General features: G+C 61.2%; 23 protein-coding genes and 1 riboswitch. Of the genes, 7 read left to right on the top strand and 16 right to left on the bottom strand.

Translation table 11 applies throughout. From position 1 onward, the window contains the following. Positions 1-107: 107 nt before the first annotated feature. The gene (motB, locus tag HBO23_RS18850; RefSeq protein WP_017138471.1) at positions 108-1,133 is read right to left on the bottom strand and encodes a flagellar motor protein MotB; all 1,026 of its coding nucleotides are present in this window, start codon (positions 1,131-1,133) and stop codon (positions 108-110) included. A gap of 3 nt (positions 1,134-1,136) precedes the next feature. Further along, complete coding sequence (gene motA, locus HBO23_RS18845; RefSeq protein WP_017138472.1) at positions 1,137-1,988, bottom strand: flagellar motor stator protein MotA; 852 nt, start codon at positions 1,986-1,988, stop codon at positions 1,137-1,139. A 166-nt stretch (positions 1,989-2,154) separates the two neighbouring features. On the opposite strand from motA, the gene HBO23_RS18840 reads away from it, so the two are divergent. The 3 genes from HBO23_RS18840 to asd are packed head-to-tail and all read left to right on the top strand — an operon-like array spanning position 2,155 to position 5,439. Continuing rightward, positions 2,155-3,690 (top strand): HDOD domain-containing protein, encoded by a 1,536-nt coding sequence (locus tag HBO23_RS18840; RefSeq protein ID WP_017138473.1) that lies wholly within the window; start codon positions 2,155-2,157, stop codon positions 3,688-3,690. A 57-nt stretch (positions 3,691-3,747) separates the two neighbouring features. Then, the gene (gene rhdA, locus HBO23_RS18835) at positions 3,748-4,563 is read left to right on the top strand and encodes a thiosulfate sulfurtransferase (protein WP_099548090.1); all 816 of its coding nucleotides are present in this window, start codon (positions 3,748-3,750) and stop codon (positions 4,561-4,563) included. A 15-nt stretch (positions 4,564-4,578) separates the two neighbouring features. Further along, positions 4,579-5,439 (top strand): archaetidylserine decarboxylase, encoded by an 861-nt coding sequence (gene asd / locus HBO23_RS18830; RefSeq protein WP_017138475.1) that lies wholly within the window; start codon positions 4,579-4,581, stop codon positions 5,437-5,439. A 141-nt stretch (positions 5,440-5,580) separates the two neighbouring features. Here the strand turns inward: asd and serB are convergent, their stop codons facing one another. Further along, on the bottom strand, positions 5,581-6,795 hold the full coding sequence (gene serB, locus HBO23_RS18825; protein ID WP_170039113.1) for a phosphoserine phosphatase SerB: 1,215 nt from the start codon (positions 6,793-6,795) through the stop codon (positions 5,581-5,583). Positions 6,796-6,928: 133 nt separating this feature from the next. On the opposite strand from serB, the gene HBO23_RS18820 reads away from it, so the two are divergent. Continuing rightward, positions 6,929-8,461, top strand: coding sequence for an AhpA/YtjB family protein (locus tag HBO23_RS18820; protein ID WP_170039111.1), 1,533 nt, complete (start codon positions 6,929-6,931; stop codon positions 8,459-8,461). Between the two features lie 172 nt (positions 8,462-8,633). Here HBO23_RS18820 and HBO23_RS18810 read toward each other — a convergent pair whose 3' ends face one another. From HBO23_RS18810 to HBO23_RS18770, 9 genes are all read right to left on the bottom strand, one after another. Beyond that, positions 8,634-9,341, bottom strand: a complete 708-nt coding sequence (locus HBO23_RS18810; RefSeq protein WP_170039107.1) for a PqiC family protein — start codon at positions 9,339-9,341, stop codon at positions 8,634-8,636. Positions 9,342-9,517: 176 nt separating this feature from the next. After that, positions 9,518-11,782: a DNA topoisomerase IV subunit A gene (gene parC / locus HBO23_RS18805; protein ID WP_017138479.1), complete on the bottom strand. Its 2,265-nt coding sequence runs from the start codon at positions 11,780-11,782 to the stop codon at positions 9,518-9,520. 10 nt (positions 11,783-11,792) lie between these two features. Continuing rightward, positions 11,793-12,314 carry a TIGR02281 family clan AA aspartic protease gene (locus HBO23_RS18800; protein WP_017138480.1) on the bottom strand — a complete coding sequence of 174 codons (522 nt, stop codon included), beginning with the start codon at positions 12,312-12,314 and terminating at the stop codon, positions 11,793-11,795. After that, positions 12,311-13,306: an esterase-like activity of phytase family protein gene (locus HBO23_RS18795; protein WP_170039105.1), complete on the bottom strand. Its 996-nt coding sequence runs from the start codon at positions 13,304-13,306 to the stop codon at positions 12,311-12,313. The genes HBO23_RS18800 and HBO23_RS18795 overlap by 4 nt, the downstream gene beginning before the upstream one ends. Then, positions 13,306-15,210, bottom strand: coding sequence for a DNA topoisomerase IV subunit B (gene parE / locus HBO23_RS18790; RefSeq protein WP_099548087.1), 1,905 nt, complete (start codon positions 15,208-15,210; stop codon positions 13,306-13,308). The genes HBO23_RS18795 and parE overlap by 1 nt, the downstream gene beginning before the upstream one ends. Positions 15,211-15,254: 44 nt before the next feature. Next, positions 15,255-15,863, bottom strand: coding sequence for a YqiA/YcfP family alpha/beta fold hydrolase (locus HBO23_RS18785; RefSeq protein WP_099548086.1), 609 nt, complete (start codon positions 15,861-15,863; stop codon positions 15,255-15,257). 178 nt (positions 15,864-16,041) lie between these two features. Then, positions 16,042-16,857, bottom strand: coding sequence for a 3',5'-cyclic-AMP phosphodiesterase (gene cpdA / locus HBO23_RS18780; RefSeq protein WP_170039103.1), 816 nt, complete (start codon positions 16,855-16,857; stop codon positions 16,042-16,044). 86 nt (positions 16,858-16,943) lie between these two features. After that, positions 16,944-17,393 carry a DUF1249 domain-containing protein gene (locus tag HBO23_RS18775; protein ID WP_017138485.1) on the bottom strand — a complete coding sequence of 150 codons (450 nt, stop codon included), beginning with the start codon at positions 17,391-17,393 and terminating at the stop codon, positions 16,944-16,946. Beyond that, positions 17,384-18,001, bottom strand: coding sequence for an NUDIX domain-containing protein (locus HBO23_RS18770; protein WP_017138486.1), 618 nt, complete (start codon positions 17,999-18,001; stop codon positions 17,384-17,386). Before HBO23_RS18770 ends, HBO23_RS18775 begins: the two co-directional genes overlap by 10 nt. Before the next feature lie 194 nt (positions 18,002-18,195). Here HBO23_RS18770 and HBO23_RS18765 point away from each other — a divergent pair, with 194 nt between their 5' ends. Next, positions 18,196-18,942: an RsiV family protein gene (locus HBO23_RS18765; protein ID WP_170039101.1), complete on the top strand. Its 747-nt coding sequence runs from the start codon at positions 18,196-18,198 to the stop codon at positions 18,940-18,942. On the opposite strand, the gene cytX is transcribed toward HBO23_RS18765, so the two are convergent. Both cytX and thiC read right to left on the bottom strand, forming a co-directional pair. Further along, positions 18,911-20,200, bottom strand: coding sequence for a putative hydroxymethylpyrimidine transporter CytX (gene cytX, locus HBO23_RS18760; RefSeq protein WP_170039099.1), 1,290 nt, complete (start codon positions 20,198-20,200; stop codon positions 18,911-18,913). The two genes, HBO23_RS18765 and cytX, sit on opposite strands and share 32 nt — an antisense overlap. A gap of 136 nt (positions 20,201-20,336) precedes the next feature. Then, complete coding sequence (gene thiC / locus HBO23_RS18755; RefSeq protein ID WP_138453474.1) at positions 20,337-22,241, bottom strand: phosphomethylpyrimidine synthase ThiC; 1,905 nt, start codon at positions 22,239-22,241, stop codon at positions 20,337-20,339. 147 nt (positions 22,242-22,388) lie between these two features. After that, a riboswitch (TPP riboswitch) is annotated at positions 22,389-22,494 on the bottom strand. A 196-nt stretch (positions 22,495-22,690) separates the two neighbouring features. Between thiC and HBO23_RS18750 the strand changes: the two genes are divergently transcribed. After that, positions 22,691-24,130 (top strand): TolC family outer membrane protein, encoded by a 1,440-nt coding sequence (locus tag HBO23_RS18750; protein WP_026013800.1) that lies wholly within the window; start codon positions 22,691-22,693, stop codon positions 24,128-24,130. 136 nt (positions 24,131-24,266) lie between these two features. Here HBO23_RS18750 and waaA read toward each other — a convergent pair whose 3' ends face one another. After that, complete coding sequence (waaA, locus tag HBO23_RS18745) at positions 24,267-25,544, bottom strand: lipid IV(A) 3-deoxy-D-manno-octulosonic acid transferase (RefSeq protein WP_170039097.1); 1,278 nt, start codon at positions 25,542-25,544, stop codon at positions 24,267-24,269. 23 nt (positions 25,545-25,567) lie between these two features. Further along, the gene (locus HBO23_RS18740; protein ID WP_017138492.1) at positions 25,568-26,458 is read right to left on the bottom strand and encodes a LysR family transcriptional regulator; all 891 of its coding nucleotides are present in this window, start codon (positions 26,456-26,458) and stop codon (positions 25,568-25,570) included. A gap of 106 nt (positions 26,459-26,564) precedes the next feature. Here HBO23_RS18740 and HBO23_RS18735 point away from each other — a divergent pair, with 106 nt between their 5' ends. Next, entirely contained in the window at positions 26,565-26,900 is a 336-nt protein-coding gene (locus tag HBO23_RS18735; protein WP_017138493.1) for a multidrug efflux SMR transporter, read from the top strand. Positions 26,901-26,951: the final 51 nt, after the last annotated feature.

Genomic DNA, 26,951 nt, shown 5'->3' with positions numbered 1-26,951 from the left:
CATGCGAGGTGTCATCAGCGGCGTCAAAGCCTACCTTCCTCTCTGAACACAAATGAAAACGCCCCGACATAGTCGGGGCGTTTTCATTTACAACCAACAAAGACCGCTTACGAACCCGGCGTTGGCGCAGGCGCCGTAGGGTCTTTCACCCCGCCGTCATCAAACAGGTTCAGCTTCTGCCGCAGCTCATGGGCCGGCAGCGGCTCCTGCCCTGGCGGAATAGCATTCGGATCTGCCGGCACTTCACCCGGAGCGCCTTCGCCCTGGGTCGGCGCCGCAGGTGGCGGCTGATCACCTTCAATCGCACGCTGGGCTTTTTTAGTCAGCACCACGATATCGATACGGCGGTTGATCGGGTTGAACGGGTCTTTAGGGTCAAACAACTGCGAGGACGCAAACCCCACCACGCGCGCCACTTGCGGGTCGGGATAGCTGCCCGCCACCAGCGCACGACGGGCGGCATTGGCGCGGTTGGCCGAAAGCTCCCAGTTGCCGAAGTCGCCTTGGCCCGCATAGGGCTTGGCGTCGGTATGACCGCTGATGCTGATCTTGTTCGGCACCGCCTTGATGGTGTCGGCCATGGCCAGCAGGATATCTTCGAAGTACGGCTTCAAGCGCGCACTGCCGGAGTCGAACATCGGCCGATTGGCCGCATCGGTGATCTGGATGCGCAAGCCTTCGGGGGTGATCTCGAAGGAAATCTGATCCTTGAACTTCAGCAGCTGCGGGTTTTCTTCGACCTTGGTCTGCAGTTCCTGCAGCAACAACTCCAGGCGCTCTTTCTCGACCTGCTCGGCCATGCTCTCGACGGTGTCGCGCTCGATCGGGATGTTTTCCTGCGGCGACTCGGTCTTGACCTCGGGGTTGATGGTGCGCTCAGGCGCCAGTTGCGGTGAGCCGCCCAGGTCGATCACGAAGGGCGTGCCGCTTTCCGAAAAACCAATCGGGTCTTTGAAGTAACCGGCAATGGCGATCTTCTGCTCGGGCGTGGCGGTCGACATCAGCCACAGCACCAGGAAGAACGCCATCATCGCCGTGGCAAAGTCGGCGAAGGCGATTTTCCAGGCGCCGCCATGGTGCCCCGCAGCGAAGCGCTTGACGCGCTTGATGATTATCGGCTGGTTGTTTTCCATGACTTAGCGACCGCGAACCGCTTGTTCCAGCTCGGCAAAACTTGGGCGATGTTTCGGGTACAGCACCTTGCGCCCGAACTCCACCGCCAGCGATGGCGGCATGCCGGACGCCGAAGCCACCAGGCAGGCCTTGATCGCTTCGTACAAATTCACTTCTTCCTTGGCATCGTGGGCCAGGGACGTGGCCAGTGGGCCGAAGAAACCGTAGGCCGCGAGGATACCGAAGAAGGTACCGACGAGGGCCGCGCCCACGTGCATGCCGATAGCCTTCTGGTCGCCCTCACCCAGGGATGCCATGGTCACCACAATGCCGAGTACCGCCGCAACGATACCAAAACCGGGCATGCCGTCGGCGACGCCGGTCACGGCGTGGGAAGGATGTTCCAGCTCTTCCTTCAGGCTGAACAGCTCCATGTCGAACAGCCCTTCGAGCTCGTGCGGGGCCATGTTGCCGGAGGACATGATGCGCAGGTAGTCACAGATGTAGGCGGTCATGCGCTCATCTTTGAGCACGGCCGGGTACTTGGCGAAAATCGGGCTGGCGGCAGCGTCTTCGATGTCGCCTTCGATGGCCATCATGCCTTCGCGGCGGCTCTTGTTGAGGATCTCGTAGATCAGCCCCAGCACTTCAAGATAGAACGTGTGAGAGAAGCGTGAGCTGAACATGCCCAGCGACTTTTTGATCACGTGCATGGTCATGTAGCCGGGGTTGGCCTGCAGGAAAGCACCAAACGCGGCGCCGCCGATGATCAGCACTTCGAAGGGCTGGATCAGCGCGGCAATTTTACCGTGGGACAGGACGTACCCACCGAGCACACTTGCGATGACGACGATGATGCCGATAATTTTAGCCATAGGAGATTGGTACTTGCGCCGTCGGGTTCATGGACATAGTGGGTGCTGCAGAAAACTCTTGTTCTACTTATCGGCAAAACTGCGCCAGACTATAGCCCGTTAAGGCGAAAAGCCAATTCGGCCCGTTCCGGGCGTGTAGAACGCAAGTGATGATCGCGCCCCAATCATGGCAAACGAAACGACAGTTCCAAATACAAAACCCACCACCCTCGCCGCTTGGATCAAGCGCCTGGACGATGTGCTGCTGCCTGTTCCTCAGGCTAGTCACGAACGCGTGTGCAAGGCCATCCGCGACAGCCGCAGTTCATTGCGAGATATTGCCGAGCTGATGCAAAACAGCCCGGCACTGGTGCTCAGTGTGATGCGCGAGGCCAACAGCCAGGCGCACGGCAGCCTGTCGGGGCCGGCGGAAAACCTCGAAGTGGCGCTGAACCGCCTGGGTCTCAAACGCGCCGAAGAATTGCTCGCGCGCCTGCCCTCGGTGCCGGAAAAAGACATCCCGGTGGCTTTGCGCCAACTGCTGCTGATAAGCCAGCACGCCTCACAGCAAGCCAACGGTTTGTTCGCCAGCCGCCTGGCGCGGCTGTGGCAAGACATCCATTGGGGCAGCCTGCTGTTTCTGTCGCCGCTGTGGCCGCTGGCCGTGGCCTACCCAAAACTCCTGGAAGAATGGGAACTGCGGGTCATCCACAAAGGCCAGTCGGCGCACAAGGTCGAGCAGGAACTGTTCGGTGTACGCCTGCTCGACTTGTGCCTTGGCCTGACCGAAGCCTGGCACCTGCCGATCTGGGTGTCCCAGGGCTACAACCTGCTGCTGACCGAGCAGCGCTTGCTGGTCAAGGCGCTGCACATCGCCCGCGAAGATGACGCGCTGCGCCAGCAGCAACTGCTCGATGCCGAACCCAACCTGCGGCGCTGGTTGAACCAACCCGCCAACACCGTGCTGCTGGCCAACGGCCTGGCGATGTCGGCCCAGGAATCCTGGACCTGCCCGCACACCGAGCGCTGGCAATACCTTACCGCGCTGTACCTGCAAGCGCCGCTGTGTGACGTGCAGCAGCAGGTTCACCAACAAGCGGTCACCAGCGCGCGCACCACCTTGATGCCGGACCTCTGGCACCCGGCGCTGTCGCTGATCTGGCCGTGGCATGTGCAGAAGGTCCATCGCGGCCTGCTGCCCGCACCGCCGCCCACTGCCGAAGCACTGGCCGTGTGGCGCAAGCGCTGCACCGAGTTGCTGGTCGAACCGAGCCGCTTTGCCAACGCCATGCACTTGACCACCTGCGCCAAGGAAGCCTTGGTCGCCAGTGGCATGCAGCGGGTGCTGCTCTTTATGGCCGACCGCGCCCTGAGTACCTTGCGTGTGCATCAGGCCGATGGCTTGCCCAAGGACGCTGCCAACCTGAGCCTCGACGTCGTCAACAGCACACTGCTGCAACGCTTGCTGGAAAAGTCCGCCCAGGTGCGCCTCACGCCAGACAATCACGCGCAATTTTCTGCGCTGCTGCCGCCGATCCTGCGCCGCTGGTTTACCGGTGAACACCTGTTGCTACGATCTCTGAGCTGCAATGGCCGCGTGGTGATGCTGATGGTCGCCGACCAGGGCGGCGGGCCGTTCTCGGAAACCACCGTGCAGGCTTTTGGCAAAACCGCTCAATGCATCGAGAAAGCGCTGCACAGCTTTACCAACCGCAGCGCCTGATGCTTGCGCTACAATCGCCCTCTTTTATCACCAACATTTGTGCCCAGGAGACCTCACATGCCTGACTTCTCTGGCTTGCCGCTGGTGATCGAGTCCAGCGACCTGCTTGGTCGCCTGGATGCCGAACACTTGATTCTGGTGGACCTCACCAGTGCCGCCCGCTACGCCGAAGGGCATATCCCCGGCGCGCATTTCGTTGACCCCAAGCGCACCCAACTGGGCCAGCCGCCAGCACCCGGCTTGCTGCCGCACAAGGCCGACCTGGAAAAGCTGTTCGGCGAACTGGGCCACACCCCGGACGCCACTTACGTCGTCTATGACGACGAAGGCGGCGGCTGGGCCGGGCGGTTCATCTGGTTGCTCGACGTGATCGGCCACCAGAAGTACCACTACCTGGATGGCGGCCTGCTGGCCTGGCTGGACGAAAAACACCCGGTATCCACCGAAGTGCCCGCCCCGGTTGGCGGCCCGGTCAGCCTCACGCTGCACGACGGCCCCACCGCCACCCGCGAATACCTGCAAAGCCGTCTCGGCGCCGCCGACCTGGGGATCTGGGACGCACGCGGCCCGCTGGAATATTCCGGCGAGAAAGTGCTCGCCGCCAAGGGTGGTCACATCCCCGGCGCCGTCAACTTCGAATGGACTGCCGGTATGGACAAGGCGCGCAACCTGCGTATCCGCCGCGACATGCCGCAGATCCTCGAAGACCTCGGGCTGACCCGCGACAAAGAAATCATCACCCACTGCCAGACTCACCACCGCTCTGGCTTCACCTACCTGGTGGCCAAGGCGCTCGGTTATCCGCGAGTCAAAGGTTATGCCGGTTCCTGGGGCGAATGGGGCAACCACCCCGACACCCCCGTCGAGATTTAAGGTTTAAGGACAGTTATGAAAAAGCAGTTGTTTATCCTCAGCCAGTACTTGCTGCCGCACCACTTGCTGTCGCGCCTGGCCGGCTGCATTGCCGAGTGCCGCGTGCGCTGGTTCAAGAATGCCTTCACGGCGTGGTTCGCCAAGCGCTATCAAGTGGACATGTCCCAGGCGCTGGTCGAAGACCTCACCGCCTACGAGCACTTCAATGCCTTCTTTACCCGCGCCCTGAAAGACGGCGCCCGCCCGCTGGATGAAACTCCAGGCGCGGTGCTGAGCCCAGCCGACGGCGCGGTCAGCCAGCTTGGCCCGATTGAACACGGTCGTGTGTTCCAGGCCAAAGGCCATAGCTTTAGCGTGCTGGAATTGCTCGGTGGTGATGCGGCGTTGGCTGCACCGTTCATGGGCGGTGATTTCGCCACTATTTACCTGTCGCCGAAGGATTACCACCGCGTACACATGCCTTTGGCCGGTACGCTGCGTGAGATGGTCTACGTGCCGGGCCGGATTTTCTCGGTCAACCAGACCACCGCCGAAAACGTGCCGGAACTGTTTGCGCGCAACGAGCGTGTTGTCTGCCTGTTCGACACCGAACGCGGCCCGATGGCTGTGGTGTTGGTGGGCGCGATGATTGTGGCGTCGATTGAAACCGTATGGGCCGGGCTGGTCACGCCGCCGAAACGCGAGCTGAAAACCTTCCGCTACGACGAAGCCGCACGCGCGCCGATTCACTTGGAGAAAGGTGCTGAACTGGGCCGCTTCAAGCTGGGTTCGACCGCCATCGTGCTGTTCGGGCCGGATCAGGTGAAGTGGGCAGAGGAGTTGGTGGCGGGTACGCCGGTGCAGATGGGCCAGGGTATCGCACTGCCGAAAGCCTGATTTGAAGCTGATGCAAATCAAATGTGGGAGCCGGGCTTGCCCGCGATAGCGGCGTATCAGTCAATACTTCAATGACTGAACTACCGCTATCGCGGGCAAGCCCGGCTCCCACAGTTACTGCAATCTTGCAGTTAGATCGGGTTACAGCTGCCCGTCGCGATCGCGAAAGCCCAACAGATACAACACACCATCCAGCCCCAGCGTCGAAATCGCCTGCTTGGCCGATTGCTTGACCAGCGGCTTGGCACGGAACGCCACACCCAACCCGGCAATCGCCAGCATCGGCAAGTCATTGGCGCCGTCGCCGACCGCAATGGTCTGCTCCAGACGCAAACCTTCCTTGTAGGCCAATTCCTTCAGCAAGTCCGCCTTGCGCTGTGCGTCGACAATCGGCTCGACCGCCACGCCGGTCACTTTGCCATCCACCACTTCCAGCTCGTTGGCAAATACATAGTCAATGCCCAGCTTGGCCTGCAATTGCTTGGCGAAGTAGGTGAAACCGCCCGAGAGAATTGCAGTCTTGTAGCCCAGGCGCTTGAGTTCGGCAAACAAGGTTTCGGCGCCTTCGGTCAGGCGCAGCGAAGCACCGATCGAATCCAACACGCTTACGTCCAAGCCCTTGAGCAGCGCCAGGCGCTCCTTGAAGCTGGCGCGAAAATCCAGTTCACCGGCCATGGCGCGCTCGGTGATTTCGGACACTTGCTCACCCACGCCCGCGGCCTTGGCCAGCTCGTCGATGACTTCGGCTTCGATCAGCGTGGAATCCATATCGAACACCGCCAGGCGGCGGTTACGACGGAACAGCGAATCTTCCTGGAAGGCGATGTCGACATTCAGTTCCTGGGCCACGCTGAGGAATTCGGCGCGCAAGGCTTGCGGGTCGGCCGGCTCGCCGCGCACGGAGAACTCGATGCAGCCCTTGCCTTTGTCGGCCGGCGTGTCCAACGGCATACGACCCGACAGACGGTCGATGTGATCGATATTCAAACCATATTGAGCGGTGATCGAGCTGACACGCTGCAATTGTTCGGCGGTTACTTTGCGGGTCAGCAGGGTCACGATGTGGCGCTTTTTACCCTGGCCTTCGACCCAATGCTGGTAATCGGCTTCGGAAACCGGGGTGAAACGCACCTGCTGATCAAGCTTATACGCCGTAAACAGGATGTCTTTGAGCACCGACGAGGCCTGCTCGGTGCTGGGGATTTCCACCAGGATGCCGAACGACAGCGTGTCGTGGATCACCGCTTGGCCGATGTCGAGAATGTTCACACCACCCTGGGCCAGAACACCGGTAATGGCTGCGGTGAGACCCGGGCGGTCTTCGCCGGTGATGTTTATCAGGACAATTTCGCGCAAAGCGCACCCCCAGGCTGGAAAAAAACCGCATTCTACCCACTTTCAGTGACCATCGGGCACAGCGAGCGCTTTGCCGGTTCTAGGCCTGTCGCTATACTGCGCGTCAACTTCACGGACCAAGAGCCGAGCGCAAGTGAACCGGCCCACGCCAGTAAAAACCGATAACTTCTTCCTGCTGATCTTCCGGGCACTGCGCCACCGCCGTGTACCGATCGCATTACGCATCGCCAGCCATAACGTGATCCTGGTCGCTCTGGCCTTGGTGATCTACGCCTGCGTGATGGGTTTGCAGTTCAAGCAGGCCATGCACGAGCAAGCCGACGCCCTGGGCGAGAGCCTGACGACCCAGACCGCCACTTCGGCGACTGAGTTGCTGGTGTCCAACGACATCCTCAGCCTCAACGTGCTGCTCAATAACCTGACCAAGAACCCGCTGGTGGCCCACGCCGCCATCTACAGCGTGGACAACCGGATCATGGCCGAAGCCGGGCAGCGCCCGAAAAACGGCCTGCTGGGTGAAGCCGAAGGTCTGTATTCGAGCAATATTACGTTTCAGGATGTGAAGGCCGGGCAACTGCGCATCAGCCTCGACATGCAGCAATTCCAGCAGCCGATGACCATCAGCCTGCAAAGCATGGGCATCCTCAGCGCGATCCTGCTGGCACTGGCCCTGGCCCTGAGCTTGCGCCTGGGTCGGCATATCTCCACGCCGCTGATGCAACTGCGCATCTGGCTGCGCGATATCGACGAACACACCCCGGCCACCGACCGCCAGGACGAAATCGGCGACCTCGCCCGCCAGCTTCACGCCAGCTTCGCTCCCGAGCCGGTGGTGCCTGAGGTTGAACCCGAGCCTGAGTACGACGACACCGACTACGACGACGAGCCCGAGTTTGAAGTGCGCAACCTGCGTGACCCAGGCTTTGACGAAAGCGCGCCGGTGGCCGCCCTCAAGCCTGCGCCACGCCAGGTGATCAAGGCCGAAGAGGACGAACTGGACGATGAAGACCCGTTCGCCGACCTGCGCGACACCTCGGCCGCCGCACCCGTTGTGGCCTCGCAACCTGCGCCGGTAAAAAATACCGAGCCGCAGCACAGCGCCGTACTGGCTGTGCAACTGGGTGCCCAGGACCAACTGCGTCGCCTGCCCCGTGCGCGCCTCACCGAATTGCTGGAGCGCTACCGCGACTGCCTCGACCAGGCTGCGTCGCTCTATCAGAGCGAGCTGCACACCCTGAACGACGGCAGCACGTTGATGCTGTTCCACAGCGAAGACAGCGGCGAAGACTACCTGACCAATGCCATCTGCTGCGGCGAGCTGCTGCGCGCCCTCGGCCATGCCTTGCAGATTGAAGTGGCCGACAGCGGCATTACCTTGCAGCTGCAACTTGGCCTGACCGTCGGAGACGATCTGTTCGGCATGAGCCAGATCGACCTGCTGCTTACCGAGATCGCCCAGGATGCGCTGGCCTTGTCCCAACACAGCCGCAACCTGCTGCTGGTGGAGCGCAAGATCAGTGAAGATGCGCTGATCCGCCAGCGCGCACGTATCCGCCCGATTGCCAGCCCTGAAGGCGCAAGCTGTGTGGAGCGGCTGATGGAGCCGTACCCGTCGATGCTGGAACGCCAGCTGGCGCGCATGCATGAGACCCGTACAAAGCCCTGATGGCTGATCGTTCCCACGCTCCGCGTGGGAATGCATTCCGTGACGCTCTGCGTCACTGCTGCGCAACGGGACGCGGAGCGTCCCAAGAGGCATTCCCACGCGGAGCGTGGGAACGATCAACAACAAAAAGGCCCGCTGAGTAAGCGGGCCTTTTGTTTGGGCGCGATTCAGATCAGAACCTGAACACTTCCATATCCGTGCGAATCGGCGTGGCCATCGGCATCTTAGGCTTCTGCGGAGCTGACGGTTTGGCCTGGGACGGCGCTTGCTTGCGCGGCGCCTCGGCCACTGGCGGCTGGTTGGCCAATGGCTTGAGCGCCACCGACAACTGTTGCGCCAGATGCTGCAACAACACGCCCTGGGCCTGGACCTGGGACGCGGTGGTGCCGGTATGTTCTTCCTGCAGGTGCACGATGCGGTTATCGCGCACCTGGCCACGGCGGTCGATCAAGCGCCATTGGGCGTCAAGAATCGCCGGCTGCGAAGCACCCGAGTCAAGCCGCGTGATGGTTAGCAATACCTGCACGTCCGGGGTAAAACCCGCCGGCCCAGGCGCAAGCACCACACGCTGACTGTCGAGATGGCCAGCCACCTGACGCAACATCAGCTGGTTGATATCGGACGACAAACTACCCGCCCAACGACCATCGGTGGAACCTTGCAGGCTGCCGTCGTTCTGACGTTGAAGCAGGGTTTCGCGTTGCAGGTAATCAGCAACAACGACCGGGCCAAGCAAAACGGCCATGCCTGCGGTTTGCGCAGGCTGAGCCGGACTTCCGCTGTCCAGCTGGTACAGCGACACCGGTTGGTGTGTGCTGCAACCCGCCAGCCCCAAAAGGCCAGCGAGCATCAAAAATAAAGGAAGGCGTGGAGCAGTCATCATCCCATCCAGGTGGCTGCCACAAGGCGAACCACAATGTAATACTAAAAATAACCTAAACACGCTCGGCCACGCCGGCGCTGGAAAGGCCATATCATCCGTGAATATGCGCCCTGACTCCAGCGCGAAAGCGCCGATCTACGCGTTAAATCGTAGATCGAGCCCTCTAATCCGCCTTAAACAGGCGTTTCCACCAGCAAAGCATCCACGCGCTGGAAGCCACGCGGCAGTTTATTACCCCGTCGGCCACGCTCACCCTTGTAGTGTTCAAGGTCGTCGGGGCGCAGTGACAGCGTGCGCTTGCCAGCCTGGAGCACCAGGGTAGAGCCTTCCGGGATCACGGCGATGTCGGTCACGTACTCTTCGCGACTGGCCACGCGCTCCCCGGGAATCCCGATAATCTTGTTGCCCTTGCCTTTACCCAACTGCGGCAAATCGCTGATCTTGAACACCAGCAAACGCCCTTCGGTGGTCACCGATGCCAGCCAATTGCTCTCGCGGTCTTCCACGGTACGCGGCAGGATCACCTTGGCGTTGTTCGGCAAGCTCAACAACGCTTTGCCCGCCTTGTTCTTGGCCTGCAGGTCTTCACCCTTGACCACAAAACCGTAACCCGCGTCGGAGGCGATCACATACAGTGAATCGTCGTCCGGCAGCAGCACGCACTCGAAATTCGCCCCCGGTGGCGGCGTCAGGCGCCCGGTCAGCGGCTCGCCCTGCCCACGTGCCGATGGCAAGGTGTGCGCGGGCACCGAATAGCTGCGCCCGGTGGAGTCGATAAACACCGCAAACTGGTTGGAACGCCCGGCCGCAGCGGTCTTGAAACCATCGCCAGCCTTGTACGAGAGGCCGGTGGCGTCAATATCATGCCCTTTGGCGGAACGAACCCAACCCTTTTCCGACAGAACGACGGTAATTTTCTCGTTAGGCAACAGTTCGGTTTCTGTCAGGGCCTTCGCTTCTGCGCGCTCGACGATTGGCGAGCGGCGATCATCGCCATAGGTTTCGGCGTCTTTGATCAGTTCGCTGCGCACCAGCTTCTTGAGCTTGGTTTCGCTACCCAACAGGGCTTGCAGCTTGGCTTGCTCCTTGAGCAGCGCGTCTTGCTCGTCGCGCAACTTCATCTCTTCGAGCCGCGCCAACTGACGCAAGCGGGTGTCGAGGATGTAGTCGGCCTGGATCTCGCTCAGTTCGAAACGCGCGATCAGCTCGGCTTTCGGGTGCTCGGCGGTGCGGATGATGTGGATCACTTCATCCAGGTTGAGGTAAGCGATCAGCAAACCATCCAACAGGTGCAGGCGGCGCTCAACCTTGTCGAGACGAAATTGCAGGCGGCGGCGCACGGTCTGTACGCGGAACTCCAGCCATTCCACCAGCAGGTTGCGCAGGTTTTTCAGCTGTGGCTTGCCGTCCAGGCCGATGATGTTGACGTTGACCCGGTAGCTGGACTCAAGGTCGGTGCTGGCGAACAGATGCTGCATCAGCACTTCGTGGTCGACCCGGCTGTTGGTCGGGATGATCACGATGCGGCAGGGGTTTTCGTGGTCGGACTCGTCACGCAAGTCAGCCACTTGCGGCAATTTCGACGGTTTGGCCTGCATCAGCGCGGCAATCTGCTCCAGCACCTTGGCACCGGACACCTGGTGCGGCAGTGCGGTGACAATAATGTCGCCGTCTTCAATGTGGTAAACCGCGCGCATGCGCACCGAGCCCTTGCCGGTCTCGTACATCTTCAGCAGGTCGGCACGCGGCGTGATGATTTCCGCTTCGGTCGGGTAATCCGGGCCTTGAATATGCTCGCAGAGCTGCTCGACCGTAGCTTTTGGCTCATCAAGCAAACGCACGCAGGCAGTCGCGACTTCGCGCAGGTTGTGCGGCGGCACATCAGTGGCCATGCCGACCGCGATGCCGGTGGTGCCATTGAGCAGGATATTCGGCAAACGCGCCGGCAACACCAGCGGTTCGTCCAGGGTGCCGTCGAAGTTAGGCCCCCAGTTCGCGGTGCCCTGGCCCAACTCGCTCAGCAGCACTTCCGAGTAACGCGACAGACGCGCCTCGGTGTACCGCATGGCGGCGAAGGACTTGGGATCATCCGGCGCACCCCAGTTACCCTGGCCGTCCACCAAGGTGTAGCGGTAGCTGAACGGCTGGGCCATCAGCACCATGGCTTCGTAGCAGGCCGAGTCGCCGTGGGGGTGGAACTTACCGAGCACGTCACCGACGGTACGCGCCGATTTCTTGTGCTTGGAATCTGCGTCCAGGCCCAACTCACTCATGGCGTAGATAATGCGCCGCTGTACGGGCTTAAGGCCGTCGCCGATATGCGGCAAGGCACGGTCCATGATCACGTACATGGAGTAGTTGAGGTAGGCATTTTCGGTGAAGTCAGCCAGCGATCGGCGTTCTACGCCATCTAAGCTGTCTGCGAGGATGTCACTCATGCGGGCCTCATCATTGTTTGGTCTGGCGCAGCAGCATGGTGCCGCTGCGCTGGGTAAATTCAAGTTGTTTCAATGCACTCATGCCCAACAGTACCTGCTCACCGCCCAAGCCCGGCGCTACCAGCGCGCGGACGTCCTGCAGGACAATATCGCCCAGCTTCAGGCGATCAAGGCTGGTGCGGTAGCCCTGGCTACGCCCATTGGCGGTGCTCAAGGTCACGGGCAGGCCGCGCTTGAGCCCGAGGCGGTCGGCCAATTCGGCCGGCACCGCCACATCGGTCGCGCCGGTGTCGAGCATAAACTCCACCGGCGATCCGTTGATCTGGCCGCTGGCGACAAAATGCCCTTGGCCGTTGCCCAGCAATTTTACTTCGATGTAACCCTCATGCTGCTCTGAGGTCACCACCGCATTGGGGTTTTCCTGACGCGCTTCCCACTGCCCAAAAAAACGCGTGGCCAAAAACAGCCCGGCGCCCCATGCCACGAACATCAGTACACGTCCGGCACGTTTGCCGGGCGGCGCTGCCGTCATGGTTGGGCGCCCCAGCCACCGGCCGGCGCGGCAAAACGATAGACCACCGGGCGTTTTTCACCGTCGGCACGCGGGCCAAAATTATTGTCGATACCCAACCACACACCTTCGGCATCCACCACCAGGGCTTCGGCCAAGCCATAAGGCTGGGCATAACGCCGGTTCGGTGTCAGGGTTTCGTCGGCAAACGACCAGCACAGCTCGACTTTGGCCGTGACCGCATCGCGCCGGCAAATCTGGAACGCATTGCGCTCCAGGGTAAACAGCTTGCCGTTGAACAGCGCCAGGTCGGCAAAGTCCTTGGACACCGCCTTGGCGTTGGTGAACTGTGCCGGTTGCACTTCCTGGCCGGCCTCGCTCAGCAACACACAGGGCCCATCGCAATCCCACACGCTCTGGCCACGCTTGATCGAGATCAACCCTCGTCGCTCTCGCTCGGCGGCCAGCCAGATCTGATTGCCTTCGGGGTTGATCGCCAAACCTTCGAACAAGGCATTGAAGTGCAGCAACATCCCACTGGCCCGCGCTTCGCGGACCATGCCCGGAGCAATCTTCAACCATTGCGGCGCACCGTTCACCGGCACTTGCAGCACCGCCGCATGGGCTTCACTGACAATGTAGCGGTTGCCGGCGGCGTCACAGGTGATGCCTTCAAAATCCAGGTCGCCGCCACGAATGAACGACGCAGCCTTGGTGCGCGAACGCAAACCCCAAGGCAGGCCGGACTCGGGCACCGGCGGCACCTCGATCTTCACGGTTTCGGCCTTCCAGGTCGGCGCGCTGATATCGAGGCGATAGATCTGGTCGTCATCACGGTCGGAAACCGTCCACAGGTCCTGGCCACACAGCGCCAGGCCCGACAGGTTGCCACCGCGCATGCCGTCCACCGGGTGTTCGGAGACTAATTTAAGCTCAGCCACGGGCGCGGCCACCGCTTGGGTGGCCGCCAACCCGCTCAACATCAGGATCGCCAGGGCGAAGCCTGTGCGCATCAGCCCAGTACCTCGGCCAGGTTACCCTTGGACTCCAGCCAGGCTTTGCGGTCCGGCGCACGCTTCTTCGCCAGCAGCATGTCCATCATTTCCGACGTGCCGGCGAAGTCTTCCAGGGTCAACTGCACCAGGCGCCGCGTGTTCGGGTCCATGGTGGTTTCGCGCAGCTGCGGCGGGTTCATCTCACCCAGGCCTTTAAATCGCGTGACCTGTGGCTTGCCGCGTTTCTTCTCGGCCACCAGGCGGTCGAGGATGCCATCGCGCTCAGCTTCGTCCAGGGCGTAGAAAATCTCTTTGCCCAGGTCGATACGGTACAACGGCGGCATGGCGACGTAGACGTGGCCGGCATCCACCAACGGGCGGAAGTGCTGCACAAACAGCGCACACAGCAAGGTGGCGATGTGCAAACCGTCGGAGTCGGCGTCGGCAAGGATGCAGATCTTGCCGTAGCGCAGCTGGCTCATGTCCGCCGCGCCCGGGTCTACACCAATCGCAACGGCGATGTTGTGCACTTCCTGGCTGGCCAGGACTTCGCTGCCGTCGACTTCCCAGGTGTTGAGGATCTTGCCGCGCAACGGCAGGATCGCCTGGAATTCCTTGTCTCGCGCTTGCTTGGCGGAACCGCCGGCGGAGTCACCTTCGACCAGGAACAGCTCGGAGCGCATCGGGTCTTGCCCGGCGCAATCGGCCAATTTGCCTGGGAGTGCCGGGCCTTGGGTGATGCGCTTGCGCTCGACTTTCTTGCTGGCCTTCAGGCGACGACCGGCGTTGTTGATCGCCAGCTCCGCCAGGGCCAGGCCCAGTTCCGGGTGCTCGTTGAGCCATAGGCTGAACGCGTCCTTGACCACACCGGAGACAAACGCCGCCGCCTCGCGGGACGACAAACGCTCTTTGGTCTGGCCGGAGAACTGCGGCTCCTGCATCTTCATCGACAGCACGAACGCGATGCGCTCCCACACGTCTTCCGGCGCCAGCTTCACACCGCGCGGCAACAGGCTGCGGTATTCGCAGAACTCGCGCATGGCGTCCAGCAAACCCTGGCGCAAACCGTTGACGTGGGTGCCGCCCTGGGCGGTGGGGATCAGGTTGACGTAGCTTTCCTGCACGCTGTCGCCACCTTCGGGCAACCACAGCAGCGCCCAGTCGACGGCTTCCTTATTCCCCGCCAGGCTGCCGCAGAACGGCTCGTTAGGCAGGCGTTCAAAGTCGCTGACCGAGTCTTCCAGGTAGGAGCGCAGGCCATCTTCGTAGTGCCATTCGACCTTTTCGCCGGTGCCTTTGTCTTCAAAGCTGACCAGCAGGCCCGGGCACAATACCGCCTTGGCCTTGAGTACATGCTTGAGGCGGCTGATGGAGAATTTTGGCGAATCGAAGTATTTCGGGTCCGGCGCGAAGTACACGCTGGTGCCGGTGTTGCGCTTGCCAACGGTACCGACGACCTCCAGGTCGGTGGCTTTGTAGCCATCGGCAAAGGTCATCTGATACTCGTTGCCGTCGCGCTTGACCTTGACCCGCACCAGGGTCGACAGGGCGTTGACCACGGAAATACCCACACCGTGCAAGCCACCGGAGAACTGGTAGTTCTTGTTGGAAAACTTGCCGCCCGCATGGAGCTTGGTAAGGATCAGCTCGACGCCCGACACACCCTCTTCCGGGTGAATGTCCACCGGCATGCCGCGACCATCGTCGGACACTTCCAGGGAATGGTCGGCGTGGAGGATGACTTGTACCGACTTGGCATGCCCGGCCAAGGCTTCGTCGACGCTGTTGTCGATGACTTCCTGGGCAAGGTGGTTCGGCCGACTGGTGTCGGTGTACATGCCGGGGCGTTTGCGCACCGGGTCGAGGCCCGAGAGGACTTCGATGGCGTCGGCGTTATAAGAGCTAGCGCTGGGAGTGGCCATGGGGTCTCGTCGTGAGTCGTTCGATTAAAAAGTGCCCCTGGACTTTACAGTGCTGCAAAGTCGAAGGATTGATACTGATCTGCGCCAATGCCGGCAAAACTCAACATGGCCGGCAATTGCTGGGCGAACCCCTGGTAACCATGGTCGCCACCGGCCTGGATGCGCAAGGCACAGGCCCGGTAATACTGCTGGGCGAGGCGATAATCCAGGGTTTCATCCCCGGTCTGCAACCACACTTGATAACGCGCGGCATCCTGGGGCGCCGGCACTTCCAGTTCGGCCAGGGCCGTGACGTGGTCGTGGGTCAGCTCCCAGGTTTCATCGGTGTAGAGGTTCTTCTGGGTGCCCAGGTAACCGTCAAACATCCGATGCGGGCTGACCGCCGGGTTCACCAGCAGCGCCTTGAGGCCATGGCGTTCGGCAAGATGGGTTGCATAGTAGCCGCCGAGTGAGCTTCCCACCAGCAGCGGCCGCCCCAGTTCCGCAATGGCCTCTTCCAATTGAGGAATCGCCTGACGCGGGTGGTGATGCAGGGCCGGCACACGCAATTGGTCGCTCAACCCGAGGCTGTCCATCACGGTGCTCAACTGGGTGGCCTTGTTGGACGCAGGCGCGCTGTTGAAACCGTGGATATATAGAATCGACGCGGACATGCCGGGCTCTCCGTGCATCAGCCAAAGAGGCGCAGTTTACAGGGAATACAGGCAGAAGCGGATCGAATGTGGGAGCTGGCTTGCCTGCGATGGCGGCGGATCAGTTAGCTATTGATTAACTGGCCCAGCGCTATCGCAGGCAAGCCAGCTCCCACATTTTGATCAGTGTTTGCAGGGTTTAATAGCCGTTGCTGCCGTAATCGACGGTAAATTCGAATCCTTTTATTCGCTCCACGCCCGTCTCCAACCGTCCGTCGGCATGCAATCGCAGCCAGCGATACCCCGGCGCCTGCTCGCTGACCTTGAAGTCCTCGCTGCCCGGCGCGAACTGGATACAGGTGGACGGCGACGCCAGCAGGCGCACGTCGTTGCGCTCGCGGTCGATTTCCTGGTGCACATGGCCCCACAGCACCGCTTTTACCTGTGGGAAACGGTCGAGTACGGCAAACAGGGCTTCAGGGTTGCGCAGGCCGATGGGCTCCATCCACGCACAACCGATGGACACCGGATGATGGTGAAAACACACCAGATGATGACGGTTTGGCGCCTCACTCAGGGCTTGGGCGAGCAATTGCAATTGCGAATCCTGCAAATAACCGGGGACCGAGCCCGGAACCGCCGAATCCAGCAGGGTGACGCGCCAATTGCCGATATCGACCACCGGCTCGAGCAAATCGCTGTGCACCGCCGCGTGGGCCATGATCTGCGGCTCGTCGTGGTTGCCAGGAATCCAGCGCGCCGGCGCGTCGATCTGCCGAGTCAGGTCGCGAAATAGCTGGTAAGACTCAAGCGTGCCGTCCTGGGACAAGTCTCCCGTGGCCAGCACCAAATCGATCTGCGGCTGTTGCTCGCGCACCAAACCAATCACCCGCTGCAGGCTGTCGCGGGTGTTCATGCCCAGCAGCGAACCGTCGGCCTCGGCAAACAGGTGGCTGTCGGACAACTGCACCAGCAGCACCGACGCATCAGGGTTCACAGCGGATACGCTCGGCAAGGCGCTCTCCCAAGGCAATCACAGGAATGGATAGGTAGCGCGATTATGCTGGGGCAGGACACAAAGAGGAAAGACGCAGTTCACATCTAGCGCACGACTTCGAATTCATGGCCCAGGGCCAGGCAGTGACTCAACCATTCGCCGAGGAACACATTGAGTTGTGCTTTCTCATCGGGCTGGTGCATGAACACATTCGGATAAGGATAGATGCTGCGAAAGCGTCGCGCGTGTTCTGCGCTGATGACTTCGGCCATGCGCGCATCGTGATACACCTGAACCTCCAGCTGCGGCACCGGCAGCCAGGGCAGGCTGTGCTCCTGGCGCACCCGCAGGGTGGTGGTGTACGGGCAGTTGACGATGACCTCAAGGGTCAGCACGCCCAGCATCTGGTCGCCATGGGTCACGGCAATACGCCGCGCCTCGGGGGCGTGACGCATGTCGGGGAGCAGGCGCATCAGCCGCGCATAATTGGCCTCGCAGGCGGCTTGCAGCCCGATCAGGTCAACCCGGTATCGTTCCCGTGCCTTTACTGCCATAACCCCCTCACTTCCGCGCGATTAAGCGCAAGCCATTGCAGGGCGATAATGCTGGCTGCGTTGGAAATTTTGCCGTCACGCACCGCTTGCAGGGCATCTTCAAAGGCCCAGGGGGTGACGCGGATATCTTCTGCTTCTTCTTCCAGTCCATGGACGCCACCTGCACCTGAGCTGTCGCAACGACCGAGGTACAAGTGCACGAATTCGGTACTGCCACCGGGCGACGGGAAATATTTGGTGATCGGCCACAGCGCAGAGAACGTAAGGCCAGCTTCCTCCTCGGCTTCGCGGTGTGCAACCTCCTCCGGTTGTTCATCCTTATCAATCAGCCCCGCGACCATTTCCACCAGCCACGGGTTGCCGGTACGGCCCATGGCGCCGATACGGAACTGCTCGATCAACACCACTTCATCGCGCTGCGGGTCGTAGGGCAGCACGCACACCGCATCATGACGCACAAAGACTTCACGATTGATCACCCGGCTCATGCCGCCATCGAACTTCTCGTGGCGCAGTTGCACGCGATCAAGCTGGTAAAAGCCCTTATAGGCATTGTCGCGCTGAACGATCTCGATGGTGTTCGGCGTCGATTTGGCAATGTCCGTCATATCCTTCCTCGTTACGCAGGTGCAATTCGCGCCATCCTAACGCGCCCATGGCCCTTGATGCAGCCCCTTTCCGGTTGCCGGGATAGACGGCGGACGTCACACTCACTCTAATCAGCTTAGTGGCGAACTGACGGCTTTGTTCGCAGTCGAAGCGCTACTCTTTTTCGCTTTCCATCGATTTCCGAAGGACGCACATGTCGCTTTTAAAAATCGCCTCCGTGGCCTGTATTGCCTTGACTCTGGGCGCTTGCCAGAGCCTGTTCCAGCCCAGCTACCTCAAGCCCCTGTACACCAAGCCGGACACTTCCGAACAAATCAAACCCGGCTGCAACAGCCCGGAATGCCCACTGGTGAACATCGACACCGTGCACTTCCCCAGCGAGCCGCAGTTGGACAGCATTGTTGAGCAACGCCTGCTGCAAATGACCCGCACCACGCCCGGCGCCAGCGTGCCGCCGACCCTGAATGCCTACCGCGACAAGTTCCTGCGCGAGTCGCCGAACCGCAACAGCATGTACTTGCAAGCCAAGGTACGTGAGCAGCATGACGGACTGGTGATCGTTGAAGTGTCCAGTTATCTGGATACCGGCACCGCCCACGGCGCGCCCGGCCGCGGTTTCATCAACTATTCACGCCTGCTGCACAAAGAGCTGAGCCTGGCCGACATGCTGCTGCCGGGCCAGGAACAGGCGTTCTGGAACACCGCGAAAGTCGCCCACAACAGCTGGCTGATCAATTCGCAGATGGACCGCGACCCGGAGTTCGTAAAGAGCTGGCCGTTCCAGAAAACCCCGAACGTGGCCCTGACCAGCGCCGGCGTGGTGCTCAAGTACAACGTGAGCACCATCGCCCCTTATGCATTGGGGCTGATCGAAATGACCATCCCCTATGCGCGCCTCACCGGCGTGCTCAAGCCTGAGCTGATGCCTGCGCGCCACTGACCGCACGCCCAAGGATCAGCTGTAACAGCCCTGCCAGCACCAGTGCCGGCAGGGTTGCACCGATATTCGGATACAGGTTGGCCAGCACGTGATAGGTGGCGATGCCACCCAGCCAGGCCACCAGCGCCGGCCAATGCAGGTTGGCAACCGTGCCCTGGCCACGCCGGCGCAGGATAAAGTGATCCACCAGCACCACGCCAAACAGCGGCGCAAACACCGAGCCGATCAGCAGCAGGAAGTTCTGATACTGCGCCAGCGGCGCCAGGCAGGCGATCAAGGTGCAGATCACACCGATGGCCAAGGCCAGGTGCTCGACCTTCAAGCGCAACAGAATCCCGCTGGACACTGCCGCCGAGTGAATATCGGCAAAGGCGTTTTCCGACTCGTCCAACAGGATCAGCAGCAACGGAATGCCCAAGCCAGCACCGGCCAGCGCCAGCAACAGCGCATTCACTTCACCACTGGGCGCAAATGCCAGGGTATAGGCCACGCCCAGGCTCATCAGCCAGAAGTTACCGATAAAGAAGCCCAACGCCGTACCGCCGAACACGCTTTTGGCGCGCTGGCCGAAGCGTGAGTAGTCGGCGATAAGCGGCAACCACGACAGCGGCATGGCGATGGCAATATCAAAGCCCACCGCAAACGGCATCGAGCCGTCACCGGACTTGGCCCACAACGCCGTGAGGTCAGCCTTGGCGAACAGGTTCCAGGTCAGCCACAGGCAGGCGGCGAGCAGCAGCCAGATGCCCCATTTACGCAGGATCTGGCGCACGAATGTCAGCGGCCCGCTGACCGCCAGCAACGTCGCCAAGCCACCGAAAAACAGGGTCCACAGCAATGGGCTGGCGAGCAGGCTGCCCTCGCTGAACGCGCGGGTGCCCAGCAAGCTGGCGGCGTCGCGCATCACGATGATCTCGAACGAGCCCCAGCCGACCAGCTGTAAAAGGTTCAGCAGTGCCGGCAGGCTCGCGCCCTTGGCGCCGAGGCTGAGTTTGAGCGCGGCCATGGCGGACAGGCCGGTGTCGCTGCCGATCACACCGACGGCGGCCAGCAGCAACACGCCGACCAGCGTGCCGAGAAAAATCGCCAGCAACGAGCCGGACAAGCCCAGGCCCGGCGCGAGCAAGGCGCCGGTTTGCAGGACCATCAGGCCGATGCCAAGGGAGAACCACAGGGAGAACAGGTCGCGGGCGCCGAACACGCGTTTGTCGGCGGGGACCGCGATGTCCGGAGAGTAAGTACTCGGTTGAATGCTCAAGGGTGTTATCTCTGAGGGACATGATCGTTCCCACGCTCTGCGTGGGAATGCCGCTAAGGACGCTCTGCGTCCGCCTTTGTGACGCAGAGCGTCACGGGATGCATTCCCACGCTGAGCGTGGGAACGATCGTGGATGTCAGACCTTCTTGTACAGCTGACTGCCTTCCTGCTTGAACCGTTCCGCCTGCTCGGCCAAGCCCTTGGCCACGTCCACGTCCACCGCTTCAATGCGCTGGTTGGCGGCGTACTCGCGTACTTCCTGGGTAATTTTCATCGAGCAGAATTTCGGCCCGCACATCGAACAGAAGTGCGCGACCTTGGCCGAGTCCTTCGGCAAGGTTTCATCGTGATACGAACGCGCGGTGTCAGGGTCCAGGCCGAGGTTGAACTGGTCTTCCCAGCGGAACTCGAAGCGCGCCTTGCTCAAGGCGTTGTCACGAATCTGCGCGCCCGGATGCCCCTTGGCCAAGTCCGCAGCGTGCGCGGCGATCTTGTAGGTGATGATCCCGGTCTTCACGTCATCCTTGTTCGGCAAACCCAAGTGTTCCTTGGGCGTGACATAGCAGAGCATGGCGCAACCGAACCAGCCGATCATCGCCGCACCGATACCCGAGGTGATGTGGTCGTAGCCCGGTGCGATGTCGGTGGTCAGCGGGCCGAGGGTGTAGAACGGCGCCTCGTCGCAGCATTCGAGCTGCTTGTCCATGTTCTCCTTGATCAACTGCATCGGCACGTGGCCCGGGCCTTCGATCATGGTTTGCACGTCGTGCTTCCAGGCGATTTTGGTCAGCTCGCCGAGGGTTTCCAGTTCGCCGAATTGCGCAGCATCGTTGGCGTCGGCAATCGAGCCTGGGCGCAAGCCGTCGCCAAGGGAGAAGCTGACGTCATAGGCCTTCATGATTTCGCAGATTTCGTCGAAATGCGTGTAGGTAAAGTTCTCTTTGTGGTGCGCCAGGCACCACTTGGCCATGATCGAACCGCCACGGGACACGATGCCGGTCACGCGTTTGGCAGTCAGCGGCACATAGCGCAGCAGCACGCCTGCGTGGATGGTGAAGTAGTCGACGCCCTGCTCGGCCTGTTCGATCAGGGTGTCGCGGAACAGCTCCCACGTCAGGTCTTCGGCGGCGCCGCCGACTTTTTCCAAGGCTTGATAGATCGGAACGGTGCCAATCGGCACCGGCGAGTTGCGGATGATCCACTCGCGGGTTTCGTGGATGTGCTTGCCAGTGGACAGGTCCATCACCGTGTCCGAACCCCAGCGAATGCCCCAGGTCAATTTCGCCACTTCTTCTTCAATGGACGAACCCAACGCACTGTTGCCGATATTGCCGTTGATCTTCACCAGGAAGTTACGGCCGATGATCATTGGCTCCAGTTCGGTGTGGTTGATGTTGGCCGGGATAATCGCGCGGCCACGGGCGATTTCTTCGCGCACAAACTCAGGCGTGATGATTTTCGGCACGCTGGCGCCGAAGCTGTGACCGGCGTGCTGCTGGTCGAGCAGGCCACTGGCACGGGCTTCTTCAAGCTTCATGTTTTCGCGGATGGCGACGTATTCCATCTCGGCGGTAATGATGCCTTTGCGCGCGTAGTGCATCTGCGTGACGTTGGCACCTGCCTTGGCGCGGCGCGGGTTCTTCACGTGGGCAAAGCGCAGTGCGGTGAGCTCAGCATCGCTGAGGCGCTGTTGGCCAAAGTGCGAACTCAGGCCGGACAGGCGCTCGGTGTCGCCACGCACTTCGATCCACGGCGAACGCACATCACCCAGGCCTTTGCGCACGTCAATGATGACGTTGGGGTCGGTGTACGGGCCGGAGGTGTCGTACACCACCACCGGTGCGTTGATTTCACCGCCGAAATCGGTGGGCGTCACGTCCAGGCTGATTTCACGCATAGGCACACGAATGTCCGGGCGAGTGCCTTGCACGTAGATTTTTTGCGAGCGGGTAAACGGCTGCACGGAGCCGGAGTCGACTTTGGCCGATTCACTCAGGTGCACGGTATTTTTTAATTTTTGGCTTTTTAATTCAGTGCTCATCACGGGCTCTCCAACTTATCCAGGCGGTGGATTTTTGTCGGAGCGAACCTGTGACGGATGGACGCACTGAAACCAGTGCTGTGCAAGGCACGAGGGCTGTTCGATTGTCGAACAACATCCCGGACGAAGCACAAGAGGACTCGCCGGGTGACGAGAAATCTTGTTCCCTACGCAGGCGTTAACCTGATCAGGTTCAACGGGATCCGGTATTTACCGATCTCAGCCTTCCAACAAGGCACCCCGACAAGAACGCGGCCAGTCTAGACCATGGTGTGGGCAAATTGCCAATAGCGGTGTATTCAGCGTGATGAATGGCGTGATTGCGGGATTGTTGCGCGGGGTCAGCGCCACTACACTCGGGCGTCGTCACAATGCTTGACGCCAGGAATGGCCAGCCTTAGCCTTGGGCGCTTAATTACAGTCGTAATATTCACACTAGGGATCGCCTCATGCTGCGCAAACTCTCACTGGCTCTTGCCGTGTCTTGTGCGACCAATGGAATGGTCTGGGCAGCTGAAGCGCCCTTGTCCGCCAAAACCGACTTGGTCAGCGTCTACCAGGAAGCGGTGAACAACAACGCCGACCTGGCCGCCGCCCGCGCTCAATATGGCGCGCAAAAAGAAGTGGTGCCCCAGGCTCGCGCCGGTTTGCTGCCGAACCTGTCGGCCGGCGCCGACAGCAATAACGTGCGCACCCAGATCGACCAACCGGCAGCCACCGTCAACCGTGACGCGCACTCCTGGCGTGCAACCTTGAGCCAGCCGCTGTTCCGCGCTGATCGCTGGTTCCAGCTGCAAGCCGCCGAAGCCGTCAACGAACAAGCTTCGCTGCAACTCTCGGCGACTGAACAGAACCTGATCCTGCAAAGCGCCGAAAGCTACTTCGCCGTGCTGCGCGCCCAGGACAACCTGGCGTCGACCAAGGCCGAAGAAAACGCCTTCAAGCGCCAGCTCGACCAGTCCAACGAACGCTTTGATGTAGGCCTGTCGGACAAGACCGACGTGCTGCAATCCCAGGCCAGCTACGACACAGCCCGCGCCAACCGCATCGTCGCCCAACGCCAGGTGGACGACGCCTTTGAGGCGCTGATCACGCTGACCAACCGCCAATACAACGCGATCCAGGGCATCGTGCACACGCTGCCGGTGCTGCCACCGGCGCCGAATGACGCCAAATCCTGGGTCGAAACCGCCGGCCGCCAAAACTTGAACTTGCTGGCCAGCAACTACGCAGTGACCGCTGCCGAAGAAACCCTGCGCCAGCGCAAGGCCGGCCACTTGCCGACCCTCGACGCCGTGGCGCAATACGAAAAAGGCGACAACGACGCGCTGGGTTTCAGCAACCCGAACCAATTGCCCGTGCCGTACGGTGGTGATGTGTCTCAGCGCACCATCGGCCTACGCCTGAATATCCCGATCTACAGCGGCGGTTTGACCAGCTCGCAAGTGCGCGAATCCTATTCACGCCTCGACCAGACGGAACAGCAACGCGAAGGCCTGCGCCGCCAGGTGGTGGAAAACACCCGTAATCTGCACCGCGCGGTGAACACCGATGTGGAACAGGTGCAGGCGCGCCGCCAGTCGATCATCTCCAACCAGAGCGCGGTGGAAGCCACGGAAATCGGCTATCAAGTGGGTACGCGCAATATCGTCGATGTGCTGGATTCACAACGCCAGCTGTACTCGTCGGTGCGCAACTACAACAACAGCCGCTACGACTACATCCTCGACAACCTGCGCTTGAAGCAGGCGGCGGGCACGCTCAGCCCTGGGGATTTGCAGGACCTGACGCGTTACCTCAAGGCTGACTACAACCCGGACAAGGATTTCCTGCCGCCGGATCTGGCCAAGGCCGCCGCCGAGCAGCTCAAAGCCCGCCCGGGCTACTAAACACACCACAAACCAATGTGGGAGCTGGCTTGTGTGGGAGCTGGCTTGCCTGCGATGCAGGCAACTCGGTACATCAGACATGCCCAGTTGATGCTATCGCAGGCAAGCCAGCTCCCACATTTTGGTCCGCGTTGGTTCAGTGATTGAGCAGTTTGTCCAAACCATCCAGTAAGCGTTTCAGCGCACCCTGGTTGGCCTGCATCACCTTCAATCCCGCCTCTGCCATCTTGCGCGCATCCTGCGGCAGTTCGAACAACTGCCGCACGGCTTCTGCCAAGCCTTGCGCATCATCCACCTCACGCAACGCCCCGGCCTCACGCATCATCGCGCTGATTTCGAGGAAGTTGAACAGGTGTGGCCCCATGATCACAGGCTTGGCCAGCGCAGCCGGTTCCAGCGGGTTGTGGCCGCCGGTAGGCACCAGGCTACCGCCGACGAAGGCGCTGTCGGCCAGGGCGTAAAGGAATAGCAGCTCGCCCATGGTGTCACCGAGCAGCACGGAGGTCTGCGCCGTCACCGATTCAGTGCTGGAGCGGCGCACCGTGGCAAAGCCTTGTTGCTCGCACAACTCGAACATCGGCCCGAAGCGCTCCTGATGACGCGGCACCAGAATCAGCAGCGCGTTGGGGTAACTTTCGAGCAGTTGGCGATGGGCGGCCAGCACCACTTCATCCTCGCCTTCGTGGGTGCTGGCGGCGATCCACACCGGGCGCTCGGTGGCGCCCCATTGCTCGCGCAAGGCGGCGGCACGCACCGGCAGTTGCGGATCGATGGTCAGGTCGAACTTGATCGAGCCGGTGACTTCAACGGTTTGTGGTCGTGCGCCCAGGCTCAAAAAACGCTGGGCTTCGGTTTTTGTCTGCACCGCGAACAGGCTCATCTCGGCCAGCATCGGCGCGGTCAGCTTGGCAAAGCGTGCATAACCTTTGGCCGAGCGTGCCGACAGCCGCGCATTGGCCAGCGCTACCGGAATACCACGCTGAGCGCAGGCGTGGATGTGGTTGGGCCACAGCTCGGTTTCCATGATCACGGCGAGCCTGGGCTGCACACGATCAAGAAAGCGCTTGGCGGCGCAAGGCAAGTCATAGGGCAAGTAGCAGTGCTGAATGCGCGGTTCATTGGCGAACAGCGCCTGGATACGCTCCGAGCCGGTGGGCGTCATGCAGGTAACGGTGATCGGCAGCGTCGGGTGGCGCTCCATCAACCCGCGAATCATCGGCGCGGCCGCGATACTTTCGCCTACCGACACCGCATGCACCCAGATCCCGCCCGGCTGCATCACCGGCAGGCCATAGGAAAACCGCTCGCCGATACGTTTTGCATACGCCGGCGCCTTGCGCGCGCGCAGCCACAGACGTAAAGCCACCAACGGCAGCGCTAGGTAAAACAGACAGCTGTAGAGAGTTCTATTCATGGCGGCGGAGTTTATCGGCTTTTTCAGTCGATCGCCTGCAAGCACTCGGCAAATCGCTCGGTCAGGAAGCGTGCGGCCGGGCCCAGGTGCTCGTCGCGGCGCCAGACCAGCTCCACCACCAGCGCCGGCGGCGTCCATTCGCTGTCCAGCTCGACCATCTGCTGTTGATAGGCCGGGTACTGCACGATGTGCCGAGGCAGCCAGGCCCAGCCCAGGCCACTCATCAGCCATTCGGCCAATACGTAGAAGCTGTCGGCACGCCACACCAGGGGGCTCGCGGCTTCACTGCCGGGGTACACGCTGGTCTGGGTCGACATCAGCAGTTGCCGGAACTGCGCCAGGCGCTGGCAAGTCACGTATTTGTCCTGGGCCAGTGGATGATTCACGCCGCACACCGTGACCATTTCCACGCTGCCCACCACCCGCCGCTCAAGCGCTTCGGGGATCTGGTCGTGATAGAACAGCAAACCCAGGTCGGCCTTGCGCTCCACCAGCTTGCGCGCCACATCGCCTTGCGCGGCGCTGGAAAGTTGTACTTCCAGCAGCGGGTATTGCCGGGCCAACGCTTCAAGGCTGTCGAGCACCGGCTGAAATAACATGGCTTCGTCCTGGGCCAGGCGCAGGCAGGCTTCTTCACCACGGGTCAGCGACAACGCCCGACCATTGAGCCGTTCACATTGGCGCAGCACCTCACGCGCTTCTTCCAGCAACACACTGCCGGCTTCAGTCAGACGGGGCTGACGGCCGCTGCTGCGCTCGAACAGGCTAAGCCCAAGGTCCGCTTCCAGCAGGGCAATTGCGTTACTCACCGCCGATTGCGCCTTGCGCTGCCCACGCGCCACCGCCGAAAACGAGCGCTGCTCGGCGACGCTGACAAACAGGCGCATCTGTTCCAGGTTCCATTGCACGCTCATGACTCAACAACCCATCTTTAAATCGGATAGGTAATGACTTTATCTCATCTCGCGAAGGGTTAAAATGCGGACCTAATCAAGCACGTATCACACCGAGGATTCCCCCATGAATGTTGCCTACGTTTACCTGGCCATTGCCATTTGCTCGGAAGTGATCGCGACCGTTTCCATGAAAGCCGTCAAGGGCTTGAGCACGCCGATTCCGCTGTTGCTGATGATTGTGGGGTATGGCGTGGCCTTCTGGATGCTCACGCTGGTGGTGCGCACGGTGCCGGTGGGCATCGCCTATGCGGTCTGGGCCGGACTGGGCATTGTAATGGTCAGTATCGCCGCGCTGTTTATCTACGGACAGAAGCTGGATGTACCGGCAATGCTGGGCATGGGCCTGATTGTGCTGGGTGTGGTGGTGATTCAACTGTTCTCGAAAACCGCCGGGCACTGACCGCCACGCTACAGCCTGTATACTGCGCCTCTTGTCTTGAACACTGAGGTC

Origin of the sequence: Pseudomonas sp. WS 5532, from assembly GCF_012985445.1 — a bacterium.
GTDB lineage: Bacteria > Pseudomonadota > Gammaproteobacteria > Pseudomonadales > Pseudomonadaceae > Aquipseudomonas > Aquipseudomonas edaphica.
The sequence above is the reverse complement of the archived record's forward strand: the minus strand, read 5'-3'. Positions and strand labels throughout refer to the sequence as shown.